A 22,307-nucleotide genomic window follows, 5' to 3' on the forward strand; every position below is an offset into this window, starting at 1 on the left:
ATCGGTTCAGGGGAGCGGGGTGTTGCGGGTGCCGAGGCGAGACGCGTCGACGGTGTCGCGAGCCCCTCGGAGCACACCGCCGATGAAGCCGATGCCCCAGGAGAGGTGCATCGTCGGCAGGACGAGCATGGTCCACAGCCGCTGGCGCACACCGCCGCCTCCCGGTGCCAGAGCGACTCCCAGCACCAGGAGCACATACAGCGCGAGGGGTCCGTACACGATGATCGAGACGATCAGCGAGACTGCACCGCTGAGCACCCCGGTGAGTTGGAGGATCCCCGCCACGAGGGCGAGCAGGACCAGGACCACGAGCGCAGGCGGCGCGAAGTAGCGGATGCCGTTGCGGCGGCCGAACCGCCGGACGAGCTCACCGCGCCAGGCGCCGGTCGCGCGGAACTGACGCGCCAGCCGAATCCAGCTCTCGCGGGGCCAGTAGGTCACAGCGAGTTCGGGGTCGAACCAGACGCGGTGCCCCGCCTGGCGGATGCGCAGGTTGAGCTCCCAGTCCTCACCTCGCCGGATCGACTCGTCGAAATGTCCGACCTCGTCCAGCACTGCGCGGCGCATCACGCCCAGATAGGCGGACTCGGCCTCACCCTCCTGGGAGCTTCCGTGGTAGGCGCCACCGCCGAGGCCGACCGGGGAGTTGTACAGGCGGGCGACGGCCTTCTGGAACGGCGTGCGCCCCTCGGCATGCATGACGCCGCCGACGTTGGCCGAATCGGTGCGCTCGAGCGTTCGGAGCGCCCGGGCGGCATAACCGGGGGAGAGCTCCGAGTGCGCGTCGACGCGCACGATCGTCGAGTAGCGGCTCGCGCGGATCGCCGCATTGAGCCCGACGGGGATGTGCGCCGCAGGGTTGTCGACCAGTCGGATGCGCTCGTCGTTCTCCGCCAGCCGCCGAGCGAGCTCTGTCGTGCCGTCGTTGGACGGCCCGAGTGCGAGGACGAGCTCGGTGGGGACATCGACGTCCTGGGCGAGGACGGATTCGACCGCGTGCTCGAGGTACGCCCGCTCGTTGAGCACCGGCATCACGAAGGACACCCCGGACAGGGGAGCGGCGGTTTCGTCGGCTGGCACATGACGATCATGTCACGGTGGCTCTCGGTGATCCTGAGCAGGACGCGGACTATCGGCCTTCCGGCGCCGGATCCGGCCGCAGGCGCCGGATGATGCCGCCGCGACGAACTATTCTGGAGGGATGGGTGCACTGTCTGATGCGAAGAAGGCGTACCGACTGCTGAAGCGGGCGCTCGCATCCCGCACGGCCGTGCAGCGCGTGCGGCGACGGCTCTCCGAACGCGAACCGCTCCCGACCGAGCACTTCCAGGTGGCGGTGTATTTCGCCGACGGTGCCGTGAACATGTACCAGATGCGCCAGTGGTACCGCCCGCTCGCCGAGCTCTCGAAGCGGTGGCCCGTCGTCGTGCTCTCGCGACAGGCGACCGGTACAGAGAGGCTGCTGGACGAGGATTCCCCTCCGGTCGCATTCGTGCCGAAGGTCCGCGACCTGGAACGGTTCATCGCGACGCAGGACATCCGCGTGGTGCTGTACGTGAATCAGAACACCCGCAACTTCCAGATGTTCCGCTACGGCCGGCGGTGGCACGTGTTCATCAACCACGGCGAGTCCGACAAGATGTACATGACCACGAATCAGTACAAGGCGTACGACTACGCCTTCGTGGCCGGTCAGGCTGCCCGCGACCGGCTGTCGCGCACGCTGTGGGACTACGACGTTGATCGCCGCACCATCGAGATCGGCCGGCCGCAGGCGGATCACTACTCGGGAACGCTGCCCTTCGTGCCGGATGATCGGACCGTCGTGCTCTACGCGCCCACGTGGGAGGGGGATCGGCCGAGTGCCCACTACGGTTCGATCGCGACCCACGGCGAGGCGCTCGTGACACGGCTGCTGGCGACCGGTGCACATCGGGTGATCTACCGACCGCATCCGCGCAGTGGGGTCGTCGACGAGGCGTACGGCGCCGCCCACCGGCGCATCATCGCGGCGATCAACACCGCGAACGCCGCCGACCCGACCGCCCAGCACGTGTACGACCATGCGCCGGAGCTCGGCTGGCAGCTGACGGCGGCCGACGTCGCCGTCGTCGACATCTCCGCGATGGTCTACGACCGGCTGGCGGCGGGGAAGCCGCTGATGATCACCCGACCGACGGATGAGCGTGCCTCCATCGACACGCAGGGGTACCTCGCTGATTGTGAATGGCTGACGGCCGAGGCCGCGGACGACATCGTCGCAGAGGTCGAACGGGTGCGAGCCGATGAGGCAGCCATCGCTCGTCTGCGGATGTGGGTGCAGCACTACTTCGGCGACACGACGCCGGGCGTGGCCACCGAGAAGTTCCACGCTGCGGTCGACGGACTCATGCAGGAGTGGGAGCGCTGGCAGGCCCACGAGGTGGGGGCGATCCGCGAGGACGAGGACGACGACGACGAGGAAGTCGACGACGAGGAGGCATGACCGTGGAATTCCCGCTGGCGCAGACCACGGTCCCTCGCCTGGAGGCGTTGGCACGGACCGGGTCGACGAACGCTGATCTTCGTGCGCACGCGGGGGACGCTGTCGGCTGGCCGCATCTGTCGACGATCGTGACCCGAGACCAGACCGCAGGTCGCGGCCGTCTCGACCGCAGCTGGGTCGCCCCGGCGGGTAGCGCCTTGGCCGTTTCCGTGCTTCTGCGCACGCTGCCGGTCGATCCGGCAGTCCGAGGCTGGGTTCCGCTCGCCGCAGGTGCGGCGATGACCGAAGCAGTCGCGTCGCAATTGCCCGAGCACGACGTCAGGATGAAATGGCCGAACGACGTGCAGGTCGACGGGCGCAAGATCTGCGGCATCCTCGCTGAGGCGACTGCGGACACCGTGGTCGTCGGCGCCGGCGTGAACACGGCGATGACGACCGAGCAGCTTCCGGTTCCGACGGCCACCTCGTTCGCGGTGCTCGACGCCGACGTCGACGAGGACCGCCTCCTGGCCGACTATCTCTCCGCGCTGGATCGTCTGCTCTCGAGGCTCGTCTCGACGAGTGACGCGGGCAGCAGCGGGCTGCACGCGGCGGTGACCGACCGATGCGCGACGATCGGACAGTCGGTCCGCGTGTCTCTGCCGGCTGGTCGGATGCTGGAGGGCGTGGCCACAGCGCTCGATCCGGAGGGGCGCCTGCTGGTGGCCGTCGACGGTGAACAGCAGACGATCTCGGCGGGCGACGTCGTGCACGTCCGCCCCGCGGGATACTGACACGCCGTCGCCCAGACGACGATGTCGCAGATCACAGGCACAATGGTGGGGTGACCCAGCCTGTGACGCTCGGCGGGCGGCCCCTGATGCCGCCGCCCGGTACACCCTCGGAGGAGTTGCTGATCGCGCGCTTCCGGGGTCACGCGCGTCGGCTGTTCTGGTCGGCTCTCGTCCTCATCGCGACTTTCGGTGCGACCGCGTACTTCTATGGCAACCTGTCCGCCGGTCTCGAGGATTGGATGCTGCTCGCAGCGGCAGCCCTCGTGGTGCTCCTCGCGGTCGTCATCCCGTTCGTGGTCTGGTATTCACGGAGCACCACGGTCACCACCAGGCGCGTCATCGCCCACCACGGCATCGGCGCTCGCGGGCGTCGCGAGATGTCGCACGCGCGCGGCTACACGATCGCGGTTCGCCGTGGTCCGCTGCAGCGGCTGTGGGGTTCGGGGAACATCACTCTCTCGAACGGCGTCGATGCACCGCTCCGACTCGCGAACGTCCCGAACGTGACGCTCGTGCACGAGACGCTCGCCGACCAGATCGAGGTCGGGCAGATCCTGGCGCATCGCGACGCACAGGCCGGCGGAGACGAACAGTCCGCGTCGTGATTTCGTCGCACACTGCGTGCGGGAGCAGCGTCCGCTGACCCGGAGAGTGTCGAATCCGGCTGTCCCGGTGCGCGAGAATGGGACAGACGAATGGAGACGGCACATGGCGTTGCGTGTTGGTGTGATCGGCGGAGGACAGCTGGCCCGGATGATGATCGCGCCCGCGGTGGAGCTCGGTCTCGACCTGCGAGTGCTCGCAGAAGACGAAGGCATGTCCGCCGCGCTCGCGGCGACCGCGATCGGTGACTACCGCGATCTCGACACGGTGCGCGCTTTCGCCGCGGATGTCGATGTCGTCACCTTCGACCACGAGCACGTGCCACAGGAGGTCCTGCGGGCACTCGTCGCCGACGGCGTCGTCGTCCACCCGGGGCCTGACGCCCTGCAGTTCGCCCAGGACAAGCTCGTCATGCGCGCACGTCTCGCCGAACTCGGCGTGCCGCAGCCGGACTGGGCTCCCGTGCGGAGCACCGCCGAGCTGCAGGACTTCCTCGATGCGCATGCCGGCGCGGGCGTCGTGAAGACACCGCGCGGGGGATACGACGGGAAGGGCGTGCGGGTCGTGCGTGCAGCCTCCGAGGCGCAGGACTGGCTCGATGCGCTGGCCGGAGATGACGCGCTCCTCGTCGAAGAGCTCGTTCCCTTCGTGCGCGAACTCGCGCAGCAGGTGGCCCGTCGCCCGAGCGGGCAGATCGTCGCGTACCCCGTGGTGGAGACGGTGCAGCGCGATGGAGTGTGCGCCGAAGTCATCGCCCCTGCCCCCGCCGCCGCCGACCGCCTCGTGGAGGTCGCCGAGGAGATCGGCCGCACGATCGCGGAGGGACTCGGCGTCACGGGCATGCTCGCCGTGGAGCTGTTCGAGACCGACGACGAGCGAATCCTCGTCAACGAACTCGCGATGCGACCGCACAACAGCGGGCACTGGAGCCAGGACGGCGCCGTTACCGGACAGTTCGAGCAGCATCTGCGGGCGGTCGCCGATCTTCCGCTGGGAAGCACCGCGCCCCGCTCTGCCTGGTCCGTCATGGTGAACATCCTCGGCGGTCCCGTGGAGGGCACGCTCGATGAGCGCTTCGCCGCGGCCATGGCCGAGCACCCGCAGGCGAAGATCCACACCTACGGCAAGGCTCCGCGACCCGGCCGGAAGGTCGGTCATGTGAACGTCGTCGACGATGACCTCGACGATGCCGTGTACGTGGCGCGGGCGGCTGCCGCGCACTTCGATTGAGCAGTGCCCGCTGTCGGCGCCATCACACCGGAGACATGCGCACGAAGAGGCGCGGCGTTCGGGGTTTCTCCCAGCGGCAGACCGTAGCCTGATCTGGTGACCGAGCCACTGCACTCCTCCGCCGCTCCTCTCGTCGGCGTCGTCATGGGATCCGACTCCGACTGGCGCGTGATGAGCGATGCGTCCGCCGCTCTGACGGACTTCGGGATCCCGCACGAGGTCGAGGTCGTCTCGGCGCATCGCACTCCCGACAAGCTCATGTCGTACGCTCGTGACGCGCGGTCTCGGGGAGTCCGCGTCATCATCGCGGGCGCCGGGGGAGCTGCGCATCTTCCGGGTATGCTCGCCTCGATGACCCCGCTTCCCGTCGTGGGCGTCCCCGTGCCGCTCGCCTACCTCGACGGCATGGACTCGCTGCTCTCGATCGTGCAGATGCCTGCCGGGATCCCGGTCGCTACGGTGTCCATCGGCGGCGCACGCAACGCGGGTCTCCTCGCCGCGCGGATCCTCGGAACGGCCGACCCCGACCTCGCCGACCGCGTCGAGGCGTACGCGCGCGAACTCGAGGCCCAGGTCGAGCAGAAGAACGAACGGCTGAAGGGATCGCTGTGACCCTTGCGCCTCCGCGCGCATCAGGGCGCCCGCTGATCGAGACCCGGCCGCTGCGGCACCCGGATGTCTCCGATCAGGGCACCATGGCGAAGCGCGGCTGGTGGCTCGTCGCGATGAATGTCCTGCTGCCGGGCTCGGCTCAGGTGCTCGCCGGCAATCGTCGGCTCGGTCGCTTCGGTCTCGGCGCGACCCTCCTCGCCTGGTTCTTGGCCATCATCGCCGCCGGCCTCGCACTGTTCGCACGCCCTGTCCTGCTGTGGCTCACGATCGGCGGCGGGTTCTTCTCGGCCGCGATCCTGACGCTCGTGCAGGTGCTGCTCGTCGGATACGTCGTGCTCTGGATCGTGTTGACGTTCGATGCGCTCCGCCTCGTGCGCCTCGTGAAGGTTCCCGGGTTGTCGCGCTTGGCCATTCCCGTCGTCGCGCTCGTCCTGCTCGGTCTCGTCGGGGGTGGAGCTGCCTATGCGGCGACCGCGGTGGGCTCGGTGCGAAGCACGATCGGCTCGATCTTCGGGCAGAGCGGCCCGAGCGTGGAGCCGAGCGACGGCTATTACAACATCCTCCTGCTCGGCGCCGACAGCGGTGACGGACGCGACTCGATGCGGTTCGACAGCATCTCGGTCGTGTCGGTCAACGCCGACACCGGCGCCGTCACCATCACCGGCATCCCGCGCGAGCTCCCGAACGCGCCGTTCAGCGAGGGCAGCCCGATGCAGGAGCTGTATCCGAACGGCTTCGAAGGGCACAGCTCATCGTCGTGTGGCTGGAACGGCTGGATGAATCACGTGCGCAACGCGGCCGAGGTCTGCCGCGAAGACGGGGGAGCCGGGCTCTATCCCGACGCCGTCGCCCACGGCTCGGAGCCGGGTATCGAGGCGACCAAGGACGCGGCGGAAGGTGTTCTCGGCATCGAGATCCCGTACTACGTGTTCGTGGACATGCACGGTTTCGCCGAGCTCGTCGACGCCTTGGGTGGTGTCGAGATCGACGTGACCGAGCGCCTGCCGAAGGGCGGACCGCCCGAGGGCTGGTCGGGCACCGATGTGAACGAGTGGGCCATCGGCTGGATCGAGCCCGGGAAGCAGCGGATGGACGGGGACACCGCCCAGTGGTACGCCCGGTCCCGCTACACGACCAGCGACTGGGACCGCATGAAGCGTCAGCGCGAGCTCCAGGAGGCGATCCTCGCCCAGTTCACTCCGCAGACCGTGCTCACCCGATTCAACGAGGTGGCAGCGGCGGGCACGGCACTGATCAGTACCGATCTGCCCTCGGACAAGCTGCCGGAGTTCTTCGATCTGATGCTGAAGGCGAAGGAGCAGCCGGTGACGTCGATCGAGCTCACGCCCGACTTCGGTGTGGACGAGCACCAACCGGACTACGGCTTCATCCACGACCTGATCACACAGTCACTGCATCCGCCGACCCAGACCCCGGCACCCACTCCCTGAGCGCGAGTCCGCGTCGACCGGAAGGTCACGGGCGGTGCGACGTTCGTCCTCGCGGGCGCGTCAATGCCCACGGCCGTCCCCTCCCAGAAGGGGGCGTGCCGTGGGCTTCCGGTGGGTGCCACCGGATGCACCAGACGACGGTGATCGGAGGGGGAGGGATCACCGTCGTCCAGTCGACCACCGCGCGAGGCGGCAGCCGGACCTAGGCGCGCTTGCGGCGAGAAGCACCGACCGCGACGAGAGCACCGCCGGCGACGAGCGCCGCAGCGCCGCCTCCGAGGACCCACGGCGAGACGCTTCCGCCGGTGAGGGCGAGTTCGAATCCGTCGCCCGTGAGCGGCATCTCGGCACCCGCCGGTGCGACCGCAGGATCGTGGTCGCACGTCGAAGCCGCATCGTGACCGTGCGCGACGGTGACCGTCGCGGTGTACGACCGCGAGCCGCCGAAGGAGACGGCGTAGGAGCCCTCTCCGTCAGACGGTGGGCGGAAGGTGAGCGTCAGGCCGCCGTCGGTCGCGGCGGTGTTGCCCGAGACGGCAGCGTTCCCCGCGTTGAGGCCGGAGACGGAGACGTTCACGTTCTCGGACGGCAGGAAGTAGCCCGGCCCGAACACGATGGTCGAGACTTCGCAGGTGTCGATGACCGGGTCGCCGACCTTGACGCCGGGAGGCGTCGTGTACGAGTCGGAGGACGCGGTCGGAACAGACGAAGGCGCAGCGGTTGCGACGGCGGGCGCCATGAGTACGAGCGCGCCGGCGGTGAGGCTGATGGCAGCCAGTTTTTTCAGCATGATTTCTCCCCAGAATTTCACGCGGAATCGCCTTCGGACACACCCCTGCGTCCGACTGCGTGGAGTCATCTTGCCCCCACGGCAAGATTGCAGACTCCAGATATTCCCCAGTGAGTCGACACTACCCTATCGAGCCCGGAATGTCACGATGCGCAGTTGAGCGGTTCGCGCGTGATCTCCGGAGCCTCGATGAGCGGCGTGTGTCGCACCTCGGTGAAACGTGCGCCGGCACCGATGCCCTCGAACTCGACCGTGATCGTCGTCGATTCCCCGGGCGCGAGGGACACCTCGTGCTGCACCACGGAACGGTCGCCGAGCATGGCAGTCTGCACGCCCTCTTTCTTGCCGTCCCTGTCGACGTGAGCGGGTGTCGCGCCTTCCGGTCCGTAGACCGCGATCAGCGTGCGCACCGTGCCGGCGGGGACGCCGTAGAAACCGTCGGCCGTGACATAGGCGGGCAGCGACGTGGCCGCGTCCGCCGGGGCCGTGCTCGTCCACGTGATGCGCACCTGCGTGGTCGGGGCACCCTGGCACGTGCCGATCGAGGTCACGATGGATGCGCGGGTGTAGTAGTCCATCTTCCCGCCGGTGGTGTCATTCATCAGCACGCCGACATAGGTCGCGTCGTCGCTGTCCGTGGGGATCGTTCCGCCCAGTTCGGTGGCGGCGAGCACGGCCTCCTCCTCCGGATGTGCGCTCCAGATGCGGATACGACTCTCGTCCGCCGATGTCGCCAGCGCCCCGATGAGAGCCCGGGGATCGCCGCCGGACAGGGCGGCGCTGAACAGGCCGCCCGCCGCCTGGGCGAAGATCGCGTCCTGTGCGGCGGGGTCGGGGACGGCGGCGTAGATCTGCGACAGCAGGATGTCGGTCACGGTGTCCGCTGTGGCCGTGTAGGGGCCGAAGGAGAGATCTCCCGTGGCCTTCATGAGGTGCTCCGCGACGACCGCGTCCACGGCGATGACGCCGTCGACGGTGCCGCCGAACCGACCCGTCCACCGCGCCGCGATGATCTCGCCCGCTTCGGCGAAGTCCGGGATGGCGGTGATGTTCTGGAGGTAGCGCCCTGGGCGGTCCTCGAACAGGGCGATCGTGGACTCGCTGAGCGGCAGCGCGGTGTCCAGCGGCGGGAAGTCCCGCGTCGACGCCTGCCGCTGCAACGTGATCGTGCCGTTCTCGGCGTGGAGGAGAGCGATGGACCCGATGATCCCGCCAGAGGATCGCAACTCGGCGTTGTTCTGCATGGCCAGCACGTAATTGCGCGGGCCTTCGCCGCCGAGCATCGTCGGCAGCAGCACGGAGGCGCCGTGCAGGGCACCGACCGCCGTCGCCGCTCCGGTGACCGCGGATCGCAACTCGCCGACGGCATCGGCGAGGGGCGGGAGCGTCGCGTCCGCGTCGATCCGCTTGGCCTGCAGTTCGGCAGCCGTGAGCGCAGTGCTCGCCGTCTCGAGCGGTTCCTGGATCTCGGCGAAGGGGGCGAGATCGATCGTGCCGCCTGAGACGCCCAGGCCCGCCAGATCGAGTCCGTCGGCCACGTCGAGCAGGGGGGTGAGCGCGTCTGTCGAGACGTCGTGCGCTATCTCCGCCATCTCACTCACCGCGCGGAAGTTGGGTCCCAGCCACGGCGCAGCGCCGAAGGCCTGCCAGACGAAGTCGGAGGTGAGGTCGTCCGCCGATGCCGCGTTGCGCTCGATGCTCCCCGAGATCCGCTCCGCCTCGTCCAGATCCCCCTCGGCGATCGAAGCCTTCAGCTGCGTGGCGCCCGTGGCCACCTGCTGAAGATCGTTGACCGCGCCGATCCCGCGGACCGCCACCCAGCCGATCGCTATGAGCAGGATCGCCAGCAGAACGCCGACGGTCCACCCGATCCATCGGCGCCGGACGGGAAGACGACCATCGCTCACCCGAGCATTCAAGCATGAACCGCTGGGGCGGCGGTGGGGAAAACTGTGGGAACGCTGACATTCGCGCGGCGCGGTCGGTGCGCTCCACGGGGGAGCGGTGCGGCGAGGATAGCCTGATCACATGGGTGCTCGGCTGCGTGTAGTTCTGGATCAGCTCGTGCATGTCGTCGACCCCGACCAGGCCTCCGCGTCCGTCGATCTCGCCCGCGGCCTGATCGCCACGGCGCCCTCGGGGTGCGCGGTGGACGCCATCGTGCCTGCCGGGGCCGAGGTGCCGATCGCCGGCGTCGGCGAGGTGCGGACCCTCGCGCTCGGGCGTCGCGAACTGGCCGCCTCCTGGCAGCTGGGGATCGCCCCGGGCGTCGGCGGGGGACTGATCCACTCGCCGACGCTGATGGCCCCGCTCGTGCGTCATGATCGCGTGCACGACAACGACCAGACCACCGTCACACTGTGGGACCTGCGCGCGTGGGATGCGCCGGAGGAACTGCCCAAGACCGTCGTCGGCTGGCAGCGTGGGATGCTGCGACGTGCGGTGAAGCACGCCGACGCCGTGATCGTTCCCTCGCATGCGGTTGCCGAGAGACTGTCGGAACTCGCGCGCCTCGGCGACCGCGTCCGCGTGGTCGCGGGCGCTCCGCCGCACGGGTTCGCAGCGCCGGCGGATGCCGCCGAGCGCCGCGCGGCATTGTCGTTGCCCGCGCAGTACGTGGTGTTGGCGGGGTGCGTTGCTGATCTGCAGGAGGGTTTCCGTGGCGCCGTCGCAGCGGGGATCGATGCGGTCGTCGTCGGGGTTGCCGAGGGTGGGGAGCCCCGTTACGCCGAGCTCGCCTCGGCCGCAGGGCTCCCCGAGCGGCGCGCACACATCCGGGGTGCGCTGGACGCCGCAGACCGCGCAGCGGTGCTGGCGGGGGCGTCGGTGTTCGCCGCGACGGACAGCTCCGCCGGTTGGCCGTGGCGCGCGGTCGAGGCGATGAACCTCGGGATCCCCGTGGTCGCCGTCGACAGCGGCTCGCACCGCGACGTGATCGCCGACGGGGGGATGCTGGTCGCGGCCGACGAGGTCGCGGACGCCATAGTGGAGGCGACGAGCACCGCCGCGAGCCGGCTGCGCGTCCTGGCCGCGGATCGATCCCGGGCCTTCTCCTGGGCCAGTTCGGCGGAACGGCTCTGGGGTTTGCACGCCGACCTCTGAGGGCTGGGAGCCACCTGCACATCGGCGCGACACGCCGGGTTGCTGTGGCCAAAGGGGTGCAACAGTGGCATCATCTCGCAACTTCCGTCACACTGGTCACATGTCTCGACGTGCCCCACGCTCGCGAAACACCCTGAGGACCGCCCCACTCCTCACCTGTGTCCTCGCTGTCTCCGCCCTCATTCTCGGAACGGTCGTTCCCTCCGCCGCTGCACAGGCGACGGTCGCGTCGCCCGTGGCGACAGCCGCGAACGCCCCCGCCGCGCCCGTCGATGCGGGGGTCGTGAAGACCTCACTCGCGGGCTTCACCCCGGGCAACATCATCAGCGACGCCGTGTTCACGAACAAGAGCACGATGACCGAGGCGCAGATCCAGACGTTCTTCAACGGCAAGGTCGCGCGCTGCCTGGGCGGCCGCGACGAGAACAACGAGCCGATCGTCTGCCTCAAGGACTTCAAGATGACCACGGTCACCCGTCCCGCAGACGCCTATTGCTCCGGCTACAAGGGTGCCGCGAACGAGTCGGCTGCGCGCATCATCTATCGCGTCGCGCAGGCCTGCAACATCAACCCGCAGGTGCTGATCGTGATGCTGCAGAAGGAGCAGGGCCTCATCACGCACACGTGGCCGAGCGCCTGGCGCTATCGGATCGCGCTGGGACAGGGGTGCCCCGACACCGCACCGTGCGATCCGAACTACATCGGCTTCTTCCACCAGATCTACGGCGCCGCCCGCCAGATGCAGATCTACATGGAAGGCAAGTGGTTCCAGTGGTATGCACCGGGGAAGACCTGGAACATCCTGTACAACCCCAAGGCATCCTGCGGTTCCGCACCGGTGTACGTCGCGAACAAGGCGACGTCGGCGCTCTACTACTACACGCCGTACCAGCCCAACGCGGCAGCTCTGCGCGCCGGCTACGGCGAGGGCGACGGATGCTCGGCATACGGCAACCGCAACTTCTACAACTACTTCACCGACTGGTTCGGGTCGACGCAGAAGCCGTCGGTGCCGGCAGGGGCGCCGCCGACACTCGCCTCGGCCAACACCTCCCCGTATGTGCTGGCGACATCCGCCGACGGCACCGTCTGGGGCTACCCCTTCGCTCGTGGGGTCTGGGGCAAGGCGGTCTCGCTCTCCACCGGTCTGACGGACGTTTCATCGGTTCACCTCGTGGGCGACATGAACGGCGACGGCAACCGCGACATTCTCGCTGTCGGCAAAGACAAGCGCGCATGGTCTCTGCTGGGCGCGGGCGACAAAACTTTCTCCGCTCGCACCCAGATCGCCGTCGATTGGTCAGGGAGCGTCATGGTGACGCCCGCGGGAGACTTCGACGGTGACGGTGTTCCCGACATGTTCACCACCGACAAAGCCGGAGCCCTGCTGCTCTGGCGTGGCGACGACCGCGGGGGCTTCCGCGCACCGGTGACCGTCGGCTCGGGTTGGAACGGGATGAACATGCTCGTCGGCGGCTTCGACTTCAACGGAGACGGCCGGCCGGATCTCATCGGACGCGACTCCGGGGGACGACTCACGCTTTACACGGGGGACGGCCGCGGAAAATGGGGGGGATCGGTCCGGATCGGAACCGGCTGGCAGAACATGACCGCGATCATGAGTCCAGGCGATTTCGACGGGGACGGGCGTCCCGATCTGCTCGCACGCGACGCCGCCGGCGCATTGTGGCAGTATGCCGGCGACGGCCGAGGAGCCGTGAAGGCCGGCAAGAAGGTCGGGACCGGATGGCAGTCGATGGTCTCGATTCAGGGGCCGGGCGTTCCCGTGACGAAGGCTCGGCCCATGAAGCCCGGAGTCGGCGACGTCGACAACGACGGGAAGACGGACGTCGTCGCCACGGCAGCCGACGGCTCCGCGATTCTGTACACGGGGAGCGGAGCGGGCGGGTGGCTGAGCTCGCGGACGATCGCGAGCGGCTGGGGCGCGAAGGACAGGGTTCTGCCCCTGGGGGACTTCACCGGCGACGGCAAGCGTGACATCGGGCGCATCGACGAGTCCGGGCGGTTCCTCCTTCACAGCCAGGTGGGGGTCAACGGCGATTCGCAGCAGATCGGCCAGGGGTGGGCGGGTCTCGACCTCCTGATCGGGACGGTTGACTTCGACGGCGATCGGCTCCCCGACGTGCTGGCCCGCGACGCCTCGGGAAATCTCATCCTCTATTCCGGCAACGGCAAGGGGAGCTGGCTGGGTTCCCGCGTCGTCGGCAAGGGGTGGTCGAGCATGGATGCTGCCTTCTACGTCGGTGACTTCGACGGTGACGGCAAAGCGGGAGACATCATCGCGCGTCGGACGGACGGGACCCTGTGGCTGTACTCGCTCGCCGGCGACGGGACGTGGGGGGATTCGCGCCAGATCGGAAAGGGCTGGGGCGCCATGGCACAGATCATCTCTCCCGGCGACTTCGACGGCGACGGAAAGATCGATGTCCTCGCACGCACAGCTACCGGCGAGCTCCTGCTCTACAGCGGCGACGGACGCGGCGGATGGCTGTCTTCGCGGGCCGTGGGCAAGGGCTGGGTATCGGTCGCGCCGATCGGGTGAGCACACAGGACACCGGCGAGGGTGTGGCATAGGATGGGGAAGTTCTGGGCGGCATCCGTCGCCGTCGCTGAATGAGTAGGCCTGTGACCGACACCCGAGATCTTTTCGCCACCGTCCCGCGTTCCGAATTCGACACACCCGGCAAGAGCCGCGGGCTGATCGACGTGGTGCGCTGGCGCTATCTGCTGAACCTGCTCGTGCGCACGGGCGTGACGACGCGCTACCGGAACTCGGTCCTCGGCTGGACATGGTCCTACGTGCGACCGGCGGCGCAGTTCCTCGTGTTCTGGGTCGTCCTGGGGCTGTTCATGAACCTCGACCGCGGCATCCCGAACTACGCGGTCTATCTGTTCTCGGGCATCGTCGTGATCAACCTCTTCTCCGAGGCGTTCAAGAACGCCACGACGTCGATCGTCGGGAACGCCGCCCTGGTGCGGAAGGTCTTCCTCCCGCGTCAACTGTTCGCCGTCTCCGCCGTCATCGTCGCGTTCGTGCATTTCCTTCCTCAGGTCGGTCTCTTGCTCGTGGTGTGCCTGTTCCTGGGCTGGGCTGTGCACATCTCCGTTCTGTCGGTGCTCGCCATCTTCGCCGGCATGATCATCGTGATCGTGTTCGCGCTCGGTCTGGGACTGTTCTTCGGCGCCATCAACGTGCGCTACCGCGACGCGGAGAACATCGTCGAACTGATGCTCCTCCTCGCCACATGGGCATCGCCGGTCCTCTATTCCTGGGTCATGGTGCAAGATGCGGTGGTGAAGACGCTCGGTTGGCCGCAGTGGCTCGTCGAGGTGTATCTCCTGAATCCCATCACGCAAGGCGTCGAGCTCTTCCACTACGCGTTCTGGCGCCCGGCGACCGAGGGAATGATCTCCGCAACCGGTTATGCCGGGCTGCAGATGGATGCGATGCCGCCGGGACTGGCCTGGAACACCCTCTGGACATTTCTCATCGCCGTCGGCACGCTCCTGATCGGTCAGCTGGTGTTCCGCCGCCTCGAAGGAAGATTCGCACAGGACCTATGAGTGCTCCGCAGACGCTCCGACCGAGCATCGTCATCGACGGCGTGAAGAAGCGCTTCACGCTCAACCATGCCTTCTCTCTCAAGGACACCGTCGTGTCCTGGATCAAGCGCCGCAAGCTGACGAGCGAGTTCGAGGCGCTCAAGGGTGTCGACATCGTGATCGGCGAGGGCGAATCGGTCGCCGTCCTCGGACTCAACGGCTCGGGGAAGTCGACTCTCCTCAAGCTCGTCTCCGGTGTGATGGAGCCCGATGAAGGAGAGGTCCTCACCCGAGGGCGGGTGGCCGGTCTGATCGAAGTCGGCGCCGGGTTCCACCCTGAGCTGTCCGGTCGCGAGAACGTGTTCCTCAATGCCGCGATCCTCGGAATGAAGCGGCACGAGATCGAGGCACGTTACGACGAGATCGTGGCCTTCAGTGAGATCGAGCAGTTCATCGACCAGGAGGTCAAGCACTACTCCTCGGGAATGTTCATGCGACTGGCCTTCTCAGTGGCCATCCACGTCGAGCTCGACGTGCTCCTGGTGGATGAGATCCTCTCCGTCGGTGACGCGCCGTTCCGCGAGAAGTGCCGCTTGAAATTCGAGGAGTTGATCGCGCAGGGGAAGACGCTCGTCGTCGTCAGCCACGACATGGAGATGGTGCGCCAGCTCTGCGCCCGAGGAGTGGTCATCAGCAAGGGTGAGGTCATCTACGACGGCGAGGTCGAAGGCGCGATCGCTCTGGTGGACGCGTGATGGCGGGGTGGATCGGGCAGGTGCCTGCCCTGCTCGTCGCGATCGCGATCATCGTGCTCCCCGGCCTTCCCGCTGCCCTCTGTCTCCGTGCGAGCGGACTCCAGCGCCTGGGCGCGGCGATCGCGCTCTCGCTCGCGATCGTCGCCACCGCGAGTGTCGTCGCGCCGGTGCTCGGCCTCGGGTGGTCTCCGCTGCCGGTCGCCATCGTCGCGTCGATCGTCACGGCCGTCGCGGCCGTGTTGCGCTGGACCGGCCGCCGGGTACCGCCGGTCGCACGCTCGCGCCGTCCCCTCGTCTGGGTCGCCCTGGGCGCGGCTTTCCTCGGATGGACCGCCATCCTCACGGTCGGGATCGTCGATCCCTCCCACCCCAGTCAGCTGTATGACGGCCTTTTCCATCTGAACGCCGTCGAGTTCATCATTCAGAACAGCGACGCATCGCCCCTGCACATGACGATGGTGACCCCGGGGGCGAGTACCGCCGTCTACCCCACGCTGTGGCACGCCGTGGTGGCACTCCTGGTCCCGGTTTCAGGCGGCGTCGTGGCGGCGACCAATATCGTCACGGTCGCCGTGATCGCCGTGATCTGGCCGGTCGCACTTGCATGCCTCGCGTCGATCGTGTTCCGGGCGCACCCCGCCGCGGCGTTCTGGGCGCCCCTGGTCGCCTTCGCGTTCAGCGTCTTCCCGCTCGGATTCCTGAACTGGGGCGTGCTGTACCCGAACCTCCTGGGCAACGTGCTGTTGCCCCTCTTCCTCGCTTTCGTGATCCGGGCGTTCTCGTCCGGCGACGGACCCGCGGGACGAACGCTCTGGATACTCACCGCTGCCGCCGCCGCCGGAGCATCCGCCGCTGCGCATCCGTCGTCTCTGCTCGCCGGCGTGGTACTCGTGGTGCCGTTCGTCGTGTGGCAGGCGCTGCGGCCGTGGCCGAACGCGTCACGGACCCGCCGTGTGCTCACCATCTCGGGGCTCCTCGTCGGATTCGCACTCCTCGTGATCATCTGGCTCGCGGCGAACGTCACGACCCACGAGTGGTTGCCCGGAGTGACGATGAGCCAGGCCCTCGGCGAGGTGGCATTCCTCAGCCCGGTCGGCCGCTCCACGGGCCTTCTGATCGGGTTGCTCGCCGCGATCGGAGTATGGCGCGTCGTGAAGGACCGCCAGTGGTGGGTGCTCTTCGCCTATGGCGTGAGCATCGCGTTCTATCTCGCAGCTGCCTGGCTGCCCCTGCTTTCCTTGCGGAGCCTGTTCGTGGGCGTCTGGTACGACGACACCACCCGGGTCGGCGCGCTGCTGGCGATGTGGGGCATCCCTCTCGCCGGACTCGGTGCGGCCGTGGTCGTGGCGTGGCTGCGCGCGCACTGGGCGGCCGGCTCCCGGGCGCTCGTGGTCGTCATCGCGGCGCTCCTCGTGCTCGGCGCGGCGACCCACCTTCGCCCGCTGGCCAATGATGTCTCGTACATGCGGAACTCGAGCTACTTCTTCACGTCGGACTCCCAGGGGCTGTCCTCTGACGAAGCCGCGCTCTTCGAGGACATCGCGGATCGGCTCGACGACGATGACATCGTGCTCGGCGACCCCCTCACCGGGGCGGGGCTGCTGTTCGCCTACACGGGCAACGACGTCGTGTTCCCGCATGTCACAGGTCGATATGGTGCGGATGCGGAACTGCTCGCACGCGACTTCGCAACCGGTGGCGCTGCTGTATGCGACGCGATCACCCGTCTCGGCGTCACGCACGTGCTCGACTTCGGAGACCGTCAGCTCTTCGAGAATCATTGGACGACGTTCGACGGGCTGCACCACCTCGGCGATTCGGACCTGCTGAGCGAAGTCGACCGGGTCGGCGACGCAGTCCTCTACGAAGTCACCGGTTGCGCGTAGGGCGCTGTTCCTCGTTCTCCGCGTCGAGCAGTGCGATCCTCCGTGCCAGCAGCGTGAGCTGGCGCTGGAGGGCCAGGTTCCTGCGGTACTGCGTGTAGACGAATGTCAGGAACATGACGACGAGCGCGTACAGCAGGAGATCCGTGCCGCGTCCCACGCCGATCAGCGAAGCGACCCAGGTGAGCCACTGCGGGAACAGCACGGACAGGATCGCGGCGACGATGAAGAGCATCATCAGAAGACGACGGATCGCGAGGTGGCTGTCCGCACCGGTGCGGCGCATCACGACCAGTCCGAGGACGATGATCGCGGCGATGAGGAGCAGTTGGATCCACATGGTCACCTCACCACCAGATCGACGAGGATGTTGACGGAATTGAGCACGCTCTGCCCCTTGCCCTTGGAATAGTCGGTGTAGAGCAGCTCCACCGGATGCTCGCGCCAGGGGAGACCCGTGCGTCCGAGCTCGAGGACGATCTCGGTGGCGTGCGCCATCCGATCCTGCTTGAGGTCGATCTTCTCCGCGGCATCGCGACGGATCACGCGGAGGCCGTTGTGGGCATCCGTGAGCTTCATGCCCGTGGTGAGATTCGTCACCCGGATCGCGGTCTTCAGCACGACCTTCTTGACCCATCCCGGGTCGGTACGGTCATCGAGGAATCGGGAACCGAAGACGATCGCGACGTCCTCTGAGCGGGCGAGCTCGAGCATCTCCATCGCATCCTCGATACGGTGCTGCCCGTCGGCATCGAACGTGACGATGTACTCGCACGAACTGTGGGCGAGGGCATACTCGATCCCCGTCTGGAGTGCCGCGCCCTGTCCGAGGTTGACGGGATGCTTGACGAGGTGGGCTCCGGCATGCGCGGCGACGTCGGCGGAGCCATCTGTCGAACCGTCGTCGACGCAGACCACGTTGGGGAAGTGCGGCAGCAGGCTCGTGATGACGTCGCCGATGACGCTGGCCTCGTTGTAGAGCGGTATCACGATCCATGCGGTGCTGTCGGCCACGGAGCCGATCGGTATTTCGCTCATACATCCATTCTGACAGGGCCTGTCCGTGCTCTCGGCCATTCATCAGGTGTCGCGTCGTCTGCCGATAGACTCGATCGTGCGACTGCCATGTCACGGCGGCGCAGGAAGCGTGTGAAAGTGACTCAGTCTCCCCGGGTGCGGATCGTCGATTCCGCAGATGTCTCACCTGACGCCACGATCGGCGACGGCTCGTCCATCTGGCATCTTGCGCAGGTCCGCGAGCAGGCGCACCTCGGCGAGAACTGCATCGTCGGACGTGGCGCGTACATCGGAACCGGTGTCGTCATGGGCGACAACTGCAAGGTCCAGAACTACGCGCTCGTCTACGAGCCGGCCCGCCTGGGCGACGGCGTCTTCATCGGCCCGGCGGTCGTGCTCACGAACGACACCTACCCGCGCGCGATCAACGCCGATGGGACCATCAAGAGCGCACACGACTGGGAGCCTGTCGGCGTGACGATCGAGCGCGGAGCGGCCATCGGCGCACGCGCGACGTGCGTGGCCCCCGTGACCATCGGAGCGTGGGCGACGGTCGCTGCCGGCGCGGTGGTCGTCAAGGACGTTCCTGCTTTCGCGCTGGTCGCCGGCGTTCCCGCTCGACGCATCGGATGGGTGGGGGAGTCCGGTGTTCCTCTGGTCGCCGGCACCGACGACAAGACCTGGGTGTGCCCCTCCACGGGTGCCCACTACCTCGAAACCGACGGAACATTGACCAAGGAGATCGTGTGAGCGAATTCATTCCCCCCGCGAAGCCCATCATCGGAGACGAAGAGCGTGAGGCCGTCGACCGAGTCCTGCGCAGCGGCATGGTCGCTCAGGGACCCGAGGTCGCGGCGTTCGAGCAGGAGTTCTCGGCGCACTTCGTCCCCGGGCGTCCATCCGTCGCGGTGAACTCCGGTACTGCGGGCCTGCACCTCGGCCTGCTGGCGGCGGGCGTCGGCGCCGGCGATGAAGTCATCGTGCCGTCGTTCACCTTTGCTGCCACGGGGAACTCGGTCGCTCTCACCGGCGGTACACCGGTATTCGTCGACATCGAGCCCGAGACGTTCTCGCTCGACCCCGAGGCGGTCGCGGCTGCGATCACGCCGAAGACCAAAGGCATCCTGCCCGTGCACCTGTACGGCCACCCCGCGCGCATGCGGGAGCTGGAGGCACTGGCTGCTGAGCGCGGGGTCGCGCTGTACGAAGATGCGGCTCAGGCCCACGGTGCCTCACTCGACGGGCGACCGGTCGGGTCGTTCGGCGAGTTCGCGATGTTCAGTCTCTACCCGACGAAGAACATGACCAGCGGCGAGGGCGGCATGGTCACCACGGCGACCGACGAGATCGCCCGCCGGGTCAAGCTTCTGCGCAACCAGGGCATGGAGCGTCAGTACGAGAACGAGGTCATCGGCTTCAACGCCCGCATGACGGACATCCACGCCGCGATCGGACGTGTGCAGCTCACCAAGGTCGATGCCTGGACGAAGACCCGGCAGTCCAACGCCGCGTTCCTCGACGCCAACCTCGAGGGCGTCGTGGTTCCGCCGGTCGCAGACGGCGCCGTGCACGTCTACCACCAGTACACGATCCGCGTTCCCGAGGACCGCGACGGTTTCGTCGCCGCTCTCAAGAACGAGTACAACGTGGGCGCCGGAGTGTACTACCCGATCCCGAACCACCGTCTGCCATCACTGACGCATTTCGCACCGGGCCTCGATCTTCCCGAGACCGAGCGCGCCGCACGGGAGGTCGCCTCGCTCCCGGTGCACCCGTCGCTGAGCCGGGACGACCTCGAGCGCATCGTCGCTGCGGTGAACGCTGTCGCGAAGGCCGGCGCCTGATGGCGCTGCGTGCCGGCTTGCTCGGCGTTGGCATGATGGGGCGTCATCACGCCCGCGTGCTTCGTGAGATCGACGGCGTCGAACTCGTCGCGATCGCCGATCCGGGCGGAGACCCGCACGGAGTGGCGGGAGATCTCGACATCCTTCCCGACATCGAGGCGCTGATCGGCGTCGGCATCGATCTCGCCGTCGTCGCCGTGCCGACGCGATTCCATGAGGACGCGGCGCTCAAGCTCGCCGCAGCCGGTGTGCACACGCTGGTCGAGAAGCCGATCGCGCACAGCGTCGATGCGGGCCAGCGTATGGTCGAGGCCTTCGACGCGGCAGGGCTCGTCGGGGCCGTCGGTCACATCGAGCGCTTCAACCCGGCCGTGCAGGAGCTGCGTCGTCGCATCGCCGGGGGAGACCTCGGAGCCGTCTACCAGGTGGTCACCCGTCGCCAGGGCCCCTTCCCGTCGCGCATCGCCGACGTCGGGGTCGCGAAGGACCTGGCGTCGCACGACGTCGACCTCACTGCCTGGATCGTGCAGAGCGACTACGAACGCGTGTTCGCGCAGACCGCATTCAAGAGTGGCCGTGAGCACGAGGACATGATCACGATCACGGGTCGCACCGCTTCCGGCGTGATCGTGAACAACATCGTCAACTGGCTCAGCCCGATGAAGGAGCGGCTGACCGTCGTCACCGGAGAGAAGGGCGCCTTCGTCGCCGACACCTCCACCGGCGACCTCACCTTCTATGCCAACGGCACGATCCCCCTCGAATGGGAATCCGTGTCCTCCTTCCGCGGGGTCTCCGAAGGAGACGTCACGCGCTACGCGTTCGCCAAGCGCGAGCCGCTGCGCGTCGAGCATGAGGCCTTCCGCGATGCTGTGCTCGGGCACGAGACCGACGTCGTCACGATGGCCCAGGGCCTGCGCACACTCGCGGTGGTCGAGGGTGCCCTCGAGTCCGCGCGCACTGGCGCGGCGGTCGCGCTCTAGGTGATGCGTCTCACGATCGTCAGCCGGATCTTCGCGCCGGAGCCCAGCGCGGCGTCCTTCCGTCTGCGGGCGATCGCGGATGCCGCCGCCAGGGCGGGACACGGTGTCGACGTGATCACGTCGACACCGCCTGCGTCCCTGGCGGGGGCACCTGACGGGACCGATCCGCGCGTGCGGATCCGACGTGCCAGGGTGCTGCGCGACCGTGCGGGCTATGTGCGGGGGTACCTGCAGTACCTCAGCTTCGACGTCCCGCTGGTCGTCCGGGTGCTGCGGCGTCCGCGTCCGGGAGTGGTGCTGGTCGAACCGCCTCCGACGACCGGTGCGGTGATGCGCGTCATGTCGGCGATACTCCGACGTCCATACGTCTACTACGCCGCGGACATCTGGTCCGATGCGGCCGCCTTGACAGGCGCCTCGGGCGTCGTCGTCTCGGTCGTCCGCATGATGGAGAAGTTCTGCCTGCGTGGGGCCCGGCGGGTGCTCGCAGTGAGCGACGGAGTCGCGGAGCGGTTGCGCGAGCTCGGGGTGGAGCGCATAGAGACGATCGGCAACGGCACGGATCTCGCGGACTTCGCGGTCGACGGACCGGACATGGGGGTGCAGGCGCCCTACTTCGTGTACACGGGCACGGCATCTGAAGTGCACGGAGCCACGGTGTTCGCAGAGGCTTTCGCCGCCGTGCACCCGGAATATCCCGACGCCCAGCTCTTCTTCATCGGTCAGGGGACCGACTGGCCCGCGATCGCCGAGATCGCCGAGCGGCTGCCGACCGGCGCGATGTCGGTACTTCCCCGCACCGAGCCGAGTGAGGTCGCCCGGTGGCTTCGTGGAGCGCGAGCCGCTCTGGCCTCGGTCATCCCTGGCAAGGGCTACGACTTCGCCTTCCCGACCAAGATGTACGCAGCGCTCGCCTGCGGCACCCCGGTCGTGTATGCCGGTGTGGGACCTGGGCGAGGCTTCGTACAGTCGACGGGCGAGGGCATGGCGGTTCCTTACGGGGTGGACGAGGTGGCGGCCGCCCTGCACCGCATCCTGTCCGACGACCACCCGCGCACGCCCGAGGAGCGCCACGCGGCGGCCCGGAAGGCCCGCGATGTCGCGGACATCGACGCGGTGGCGGAGCGCGCGGTCAGAGTGCTCGAATCCGTGGACGCAGGCGAACGTTGAGGTTGATGTGATGAGGTATTCGATGGTTCTGATCTCGGCGGGAGC

20 protein-coding genes are annotated in these 22,307 nt (G+C 67.9%); 15 read left to right on the forward strand and 5 right to left on the reverse strand.

What is annotated here, in order from left to right:
- Positions 1-6: 6 nt before the first annotated feature.
- Positions 7-1,032, reverse strand: coding sequence for a glycosyltransferase family 2 protein (locus tag DW298_RS16810; RefSeq protein WP_136043662.1), 1,026 nt, complete (start codon positions 1,030-1,032; stop codon positions 7-9).
- A 169-nt stretch (positions 1,033-1,201) separates the two neighbouring features.
- On the opposite strand from DW298_RS16810, the gene DW298_RS16815 reads away from it, so the two are divergent.
- The 6 genes from DW298_RS16815 to DW298_RS16840 all read left to right on the forward strand — a co-directional run bounded on the left by DW298_RS16815 (position 1,202) and on the right by DW298_RS16840 (position 7,154).
- The gene (locus DW298_RS16815; RefSeq protein WP_136043604.1) at positions 1,202-2,485 is read left to right on the forward strand and encodes a CDP-glycerol glycerophosphotransferase family protein; all 1,284 of its coding nucleotides are present in this window, start codon (positions 1,202-1,204) and stop codon (positions 2,483-2,485) included.
- A complete protein-coding gene (locus DW298_RS16820) occupies positions 2,482-3,258 on the forward strand; it encodes a biotin--[acetyl-CoA-carboxylase] ligase (RefSeq protein WP_136043605.1) in 777 nt (258 codons plus the stop codon). The genes DW298_RS16815 and DW298_RS16820 overlap by 4 nt, the downstream gene beginning before the upstream one ends.
- 86 nt (positions 3,259-3,344) lie before the next feature.
- Complete coding sequence (locus DW298_RS16825; protein ID WP_136043663.1) at positions 3,345-3,863, forward strand: PH domain-containing protein; 519 nt, start codon at positions 3,345-3,347, stop codon at positions 3,861-3,863.
- Positions 3,864-3,966: 103 nt separating this feature from the next.
- A complete protein-coding gene (locus DW298_RS16830) occupies positions 3,967-5,091 on the forward strand; it encodes a 5-(carboxyamino)imidazole ribonucleotide synthase (protein ID WP_136043606.1) in 1,125 nt (374 codons plus the stop codon).
- A gap of 144 nt (positions 5,092-5,235) precedes the next feature.
- A complete protein-coding gene (purE, locus tag DW298_RS16835; RefSeq protein WP_136043664.1) occupies positions 5,236-5,703 on the forward strand; it encodes a 5-(carboxyamino)imidazole ribonucleotide mutase in 468 nt (155 codons plus the stop codon).
- Positions 5,700-7,154 carry an LCP family protein gene (locus DW298_RS16840; protein WP_136043607.1) on the forward strand — a complete coding sequence of 485 codons (1,455 nt, stop codon included), beginning with the start codon at positions 5,700-5,702 and terminating at the stop codon, positions 7,152-7,154. Before purE ends, DW298_RS16840 begins: the two co-directional genes overlap by 4 nt.
- A 202-nt stretch (positions 7,155-7,356) precedes the next feature.
- Here the strand turns inward: DW298_RS16840 and DW298_RS16845 are convergent, their stop codons facing one another.
- On the reverse strand, positions 7,357-7,944 hold the full coding sequence (locus tag DW298_RS16845; protein WP_136043608.1) for a hypothetical protein: 588 nt from the start codon (positions 7,942-7,944) through the stop codon (positions 7,357-7,359).
- Positions 7,945-8,087: 143 nt separating this feature from the next.
- Positions 8,088-9,851: a DUF4012 domain-containing protein gene (locus tag DW298_RS16850; RefSeq protein WP_136043609.1), complete on the reverse strand. Its 1,764-nt coding sequence runs from the start codon at positions 9,849-9,851 to the stop codon at positions 8,088-8,090.
- Positions 9,852-9,972: 121 nt separating this feature from the next.
- On the opposite strand from DW298_RS16850, the gene DW298_RS16855 reads away from it, so the two are divergent.
- The 5 genes from DW298_RS16855 (at position 9,973) to DW298_RS16875 (ending at position 17,251) form a co-directional block, all read left to right on the forward strand.
- Positions 9,973-11,046: a glycosyltransferase gene (locus DW298_RS16855; RefSeq protein ID WP_136043610.1), complete on the forward strand. Its 1,074-nt coding sequence runs from the start codon at positions 9,973-9,975 to the stop codon at positions 11,044-11,046.
- A 100-nt stretch (positions 11,047-11,146) separates the two neighbouring features.
- Positions 11,147-13,609 (forward strand): FG-GAP-like repeat-containing protein, encoded by a 2,463-nt coding sequence (locus DW298_RS16860; RefSeq protein ID WP_136043611.1) that lies wholly within the window; start codon positions 11,147-11,149, stop codon positions 13,607-13,609.
- A gap of 83 nt (positions 13,610-13,692) precedes the next feature.
- Entirely contained in the window at positions 13,693-14,631 is a 939-nt protein-coding gene (locus DW298_RS16865) for an ABC transporter permease (RefSeq protein WP_240745170.1), read from the forward strand.
- Positions 14,628-15,365 carry an ABC transporter ATP-binding protein gene (locus DW298_RS16870; protein WP_136043613.1) on the forward strand — a complete coding sequence of 246 codons (738 nt, stop codon included), beginning with the start codon at positions 14,628-14,630 and terminating at the stop codon, positions 15,363-15,365. Before DW298_RS16865 ends, DW298_RS16870 begins: the two co-directional genes overlap by 4 nt.
- The gene (locus DW298_RS16875) at positions 15,365-17,251 is read left to right on the forward strand and encodes a DUF6541 family protein (RefSeq protein ID WP_136043614.1); all 1,887 of its coding nucleotides are present in this window, start codon (positions 15,365-15,367) and stop codon (positions 17,249-17,251) included. The genes DW298_RS16870 and DW298_RS16875 overlap by 1 nt, the downstream gene beginning before the upstream one ends.
- On the opposite strand, the gene DW298_RS16880 is transcribed toward DW298_RS16875, so the two are convergent.
- Positions 17,235-17,588 carry a DUF2304 domain-containing protein gene (locus tag DW298_RS16880; protein WP_136043665.1) on the reverse strand — a complete coding sequence of 118 codons (354 nt, stop codon included), beginning with the start codon at positions 17,586-17,588 and terminating at the stop codon, positions 17,235-17,237. The genes DW298_RS16875 and DW298_RS16880 overlap by 17 nt on opposite strands.
- 2 nt (positions 17,589-17,590) lie before the next feature.
- Positions 17,591-18,286 carry a glycosyltransferase family 2 protein gene (locus tag DW298_RS16885; protein WP_136043615.1) on the reverse strand — a complete coding sequence of 232 codons (696 nt, stop codon included), beginning with the start codon at positions 18,284-18,286 and terminating at the stop codon, positions 17,591-17,593.
- Between the two features lie 117 nt (positions 18,287-18,403).
- On the opposite strand from DW298_RS16885, the gene DW298_RS16890 reads away from it, so the two are divergent.
- Genes DW298_RS16890 through DW298_RS16905 form a run of 4 tightly spaced genes read left to right on the forward strand, consistent with a single transcriptional unit; the run spans position 18,404 to position 22,262 of the window.
- A complete protein-coding gene (locus DW298_RS16890; protein ID WP_240745171.1) occupies positions 18,404-19,015 on the forward strand; it encodes an acetyltransferase in 612 nt (203 codons plus the stop codon).
- Positions 19,012-20,109 (forward strand): DegT/DnrJ/EryC1/StrS family aminotransferase, encoded by a 1,098-nt coding sequence (locus tag DW298_RS16895; protein WP_136043617.1) that lies wholly within the window; start codon positions 19,012-19,014, stop codon positions 20,107-20,109. Before DW298_RS16890 ends, DW298_RS16895 begins: the two co-directional genes overlap by 4 nt.
- Positions 20,106-21,092, forward strand: a complete 987-nt coding sequence (locus DW298_RS16900; RefSeq protein WP_205820429.1) for a Gfo/Idh/MocA family oxidoreductase — start codon at positions 20,106-20,108, stop codon at positions 21,090-21,092. Before DW298_RS16895 ends, DW298_RS16900 begins: the two co-directional genes overlap by 4 nt.
- 3 nt (positions 21,093-21,095) lie before the next feature.
- A complete protein-coding gene (locus DW298_RS16905) occupies positions 21,096-22,262 on the forward strand; it encodes a glycosyltransferase family 4 protein (RefSeq protein ID WP_136043619.1) in 1,167 nt (388 codons plus the stop codon).
- Positions 22,263-22,307 lie beyond the last annotated feature (45 nt).

Source organism: Microbacterium sp. A20 (genome assembly GCF_004794515.1).
Classification (GTDB): Bacteria; Actinomycetota; Actinomycetes; order Actinomycetales; family Microbacteriaceae; genus Microbacterium.

Bases quoted from the DNA above. Each gene is read 5' to 3' on its own strand.
- DW298_RS16855 (WP_136043610.1), top strand. From the start codon at position 9,973: ATGGGTGCTCGGCTGCGTGTAGTTCTGGATCAGCTCGTGCATGTCGTC.
- DW298_RS16830 (WP_136043606.1), top strand. From the start codon at position 3,967: ATGGCGTTGCGTGTTGGTGTGATCGGCGGAGGACAGCTGGCCCGGATG.
- DW298_RS16825 (WP_136043663.1), top strand. From the start codon at position 3,345: ATGCCGCCGCCCGGTACACCCTCGGAGGAGTTGCTGATCGCGCGCTTC.
- DW298_RS16815 (WP_136043604.1), top strand. From the start codon at position 1,202: ATGGGTGCACTGTCTGATGCGAAGAAGGCGTACCGACTGCTGAAGCGG.
- purE (WP_136043664.1), top strand. From the start codon at position 5,236: ATGGGATCCGACTCCGACTGGCGCGTGATGAGCGATGCGTCCGCCGCT.
- DW298_RS16845 (WP_136043608.1), bottom strand. From the start codon at position 7,944: ATGCTGAAAAAACTGGCTGCCATCAGCCTCACCGCCGGCGCGCTCGTA.
- DW298_RS16880 (WP_136043665.1), bottom strand. From the start codon at position 17,588: ATGTGGATCCAACTGCTCCTCATCGCCGCGATCATCGTCCTCGGACTG.
- DW298_RS16875 (WP_136043614.1), top strand. From the start codon at position 15,365: ATGGCGGGGTGGATCGGGCAGGTGCCTGCCCTGCTCGTCGCGATCGCG.
- DW298_RS16820 (WP_136043605.1), top strand. From the start codon at position 2,482: ATGACCGTGGAATTCCCGCTGGCGCAGACCACGGTCCCTCGCCTGGAG.
- DW298_RS16885 (WP_136043615.1), bottom strand. From the start codon at position 18,286: ATGAGCGAAATACCGATCGGCTCCGTGGCCGACAGCACCGCATGGATC.
- DW298_RS16870 (WP_136043613.1), top strand. From the start codon at position 14,628: ATGAGTGCTCCGCAGACGCTCCGACCGAGCATCGTCATCGACGGCGTG.
- DW298_RS16810 (WP_136043662.1), bottom strand. From the start codon at position 1,032: ATGCCGGTGCTCAACGAGCGGGCGTACCTCGAGCACGCGGTCGAATCC.
- DW298_RS16860 (WP_136043611.1), top strand. From the start codon at position 11,147: ATGTCTCGACGTGCCCCACGCTCGCGAAACACCCTGAGGACCGCCCCA.
- DW298_RS16905 (WP_136043619.1), top strand. From the start codon at position 21,096: ATGCGTCTCACGATCGTCAGCCGGATCTTCGCGCCGGAGCCCAGCGCG.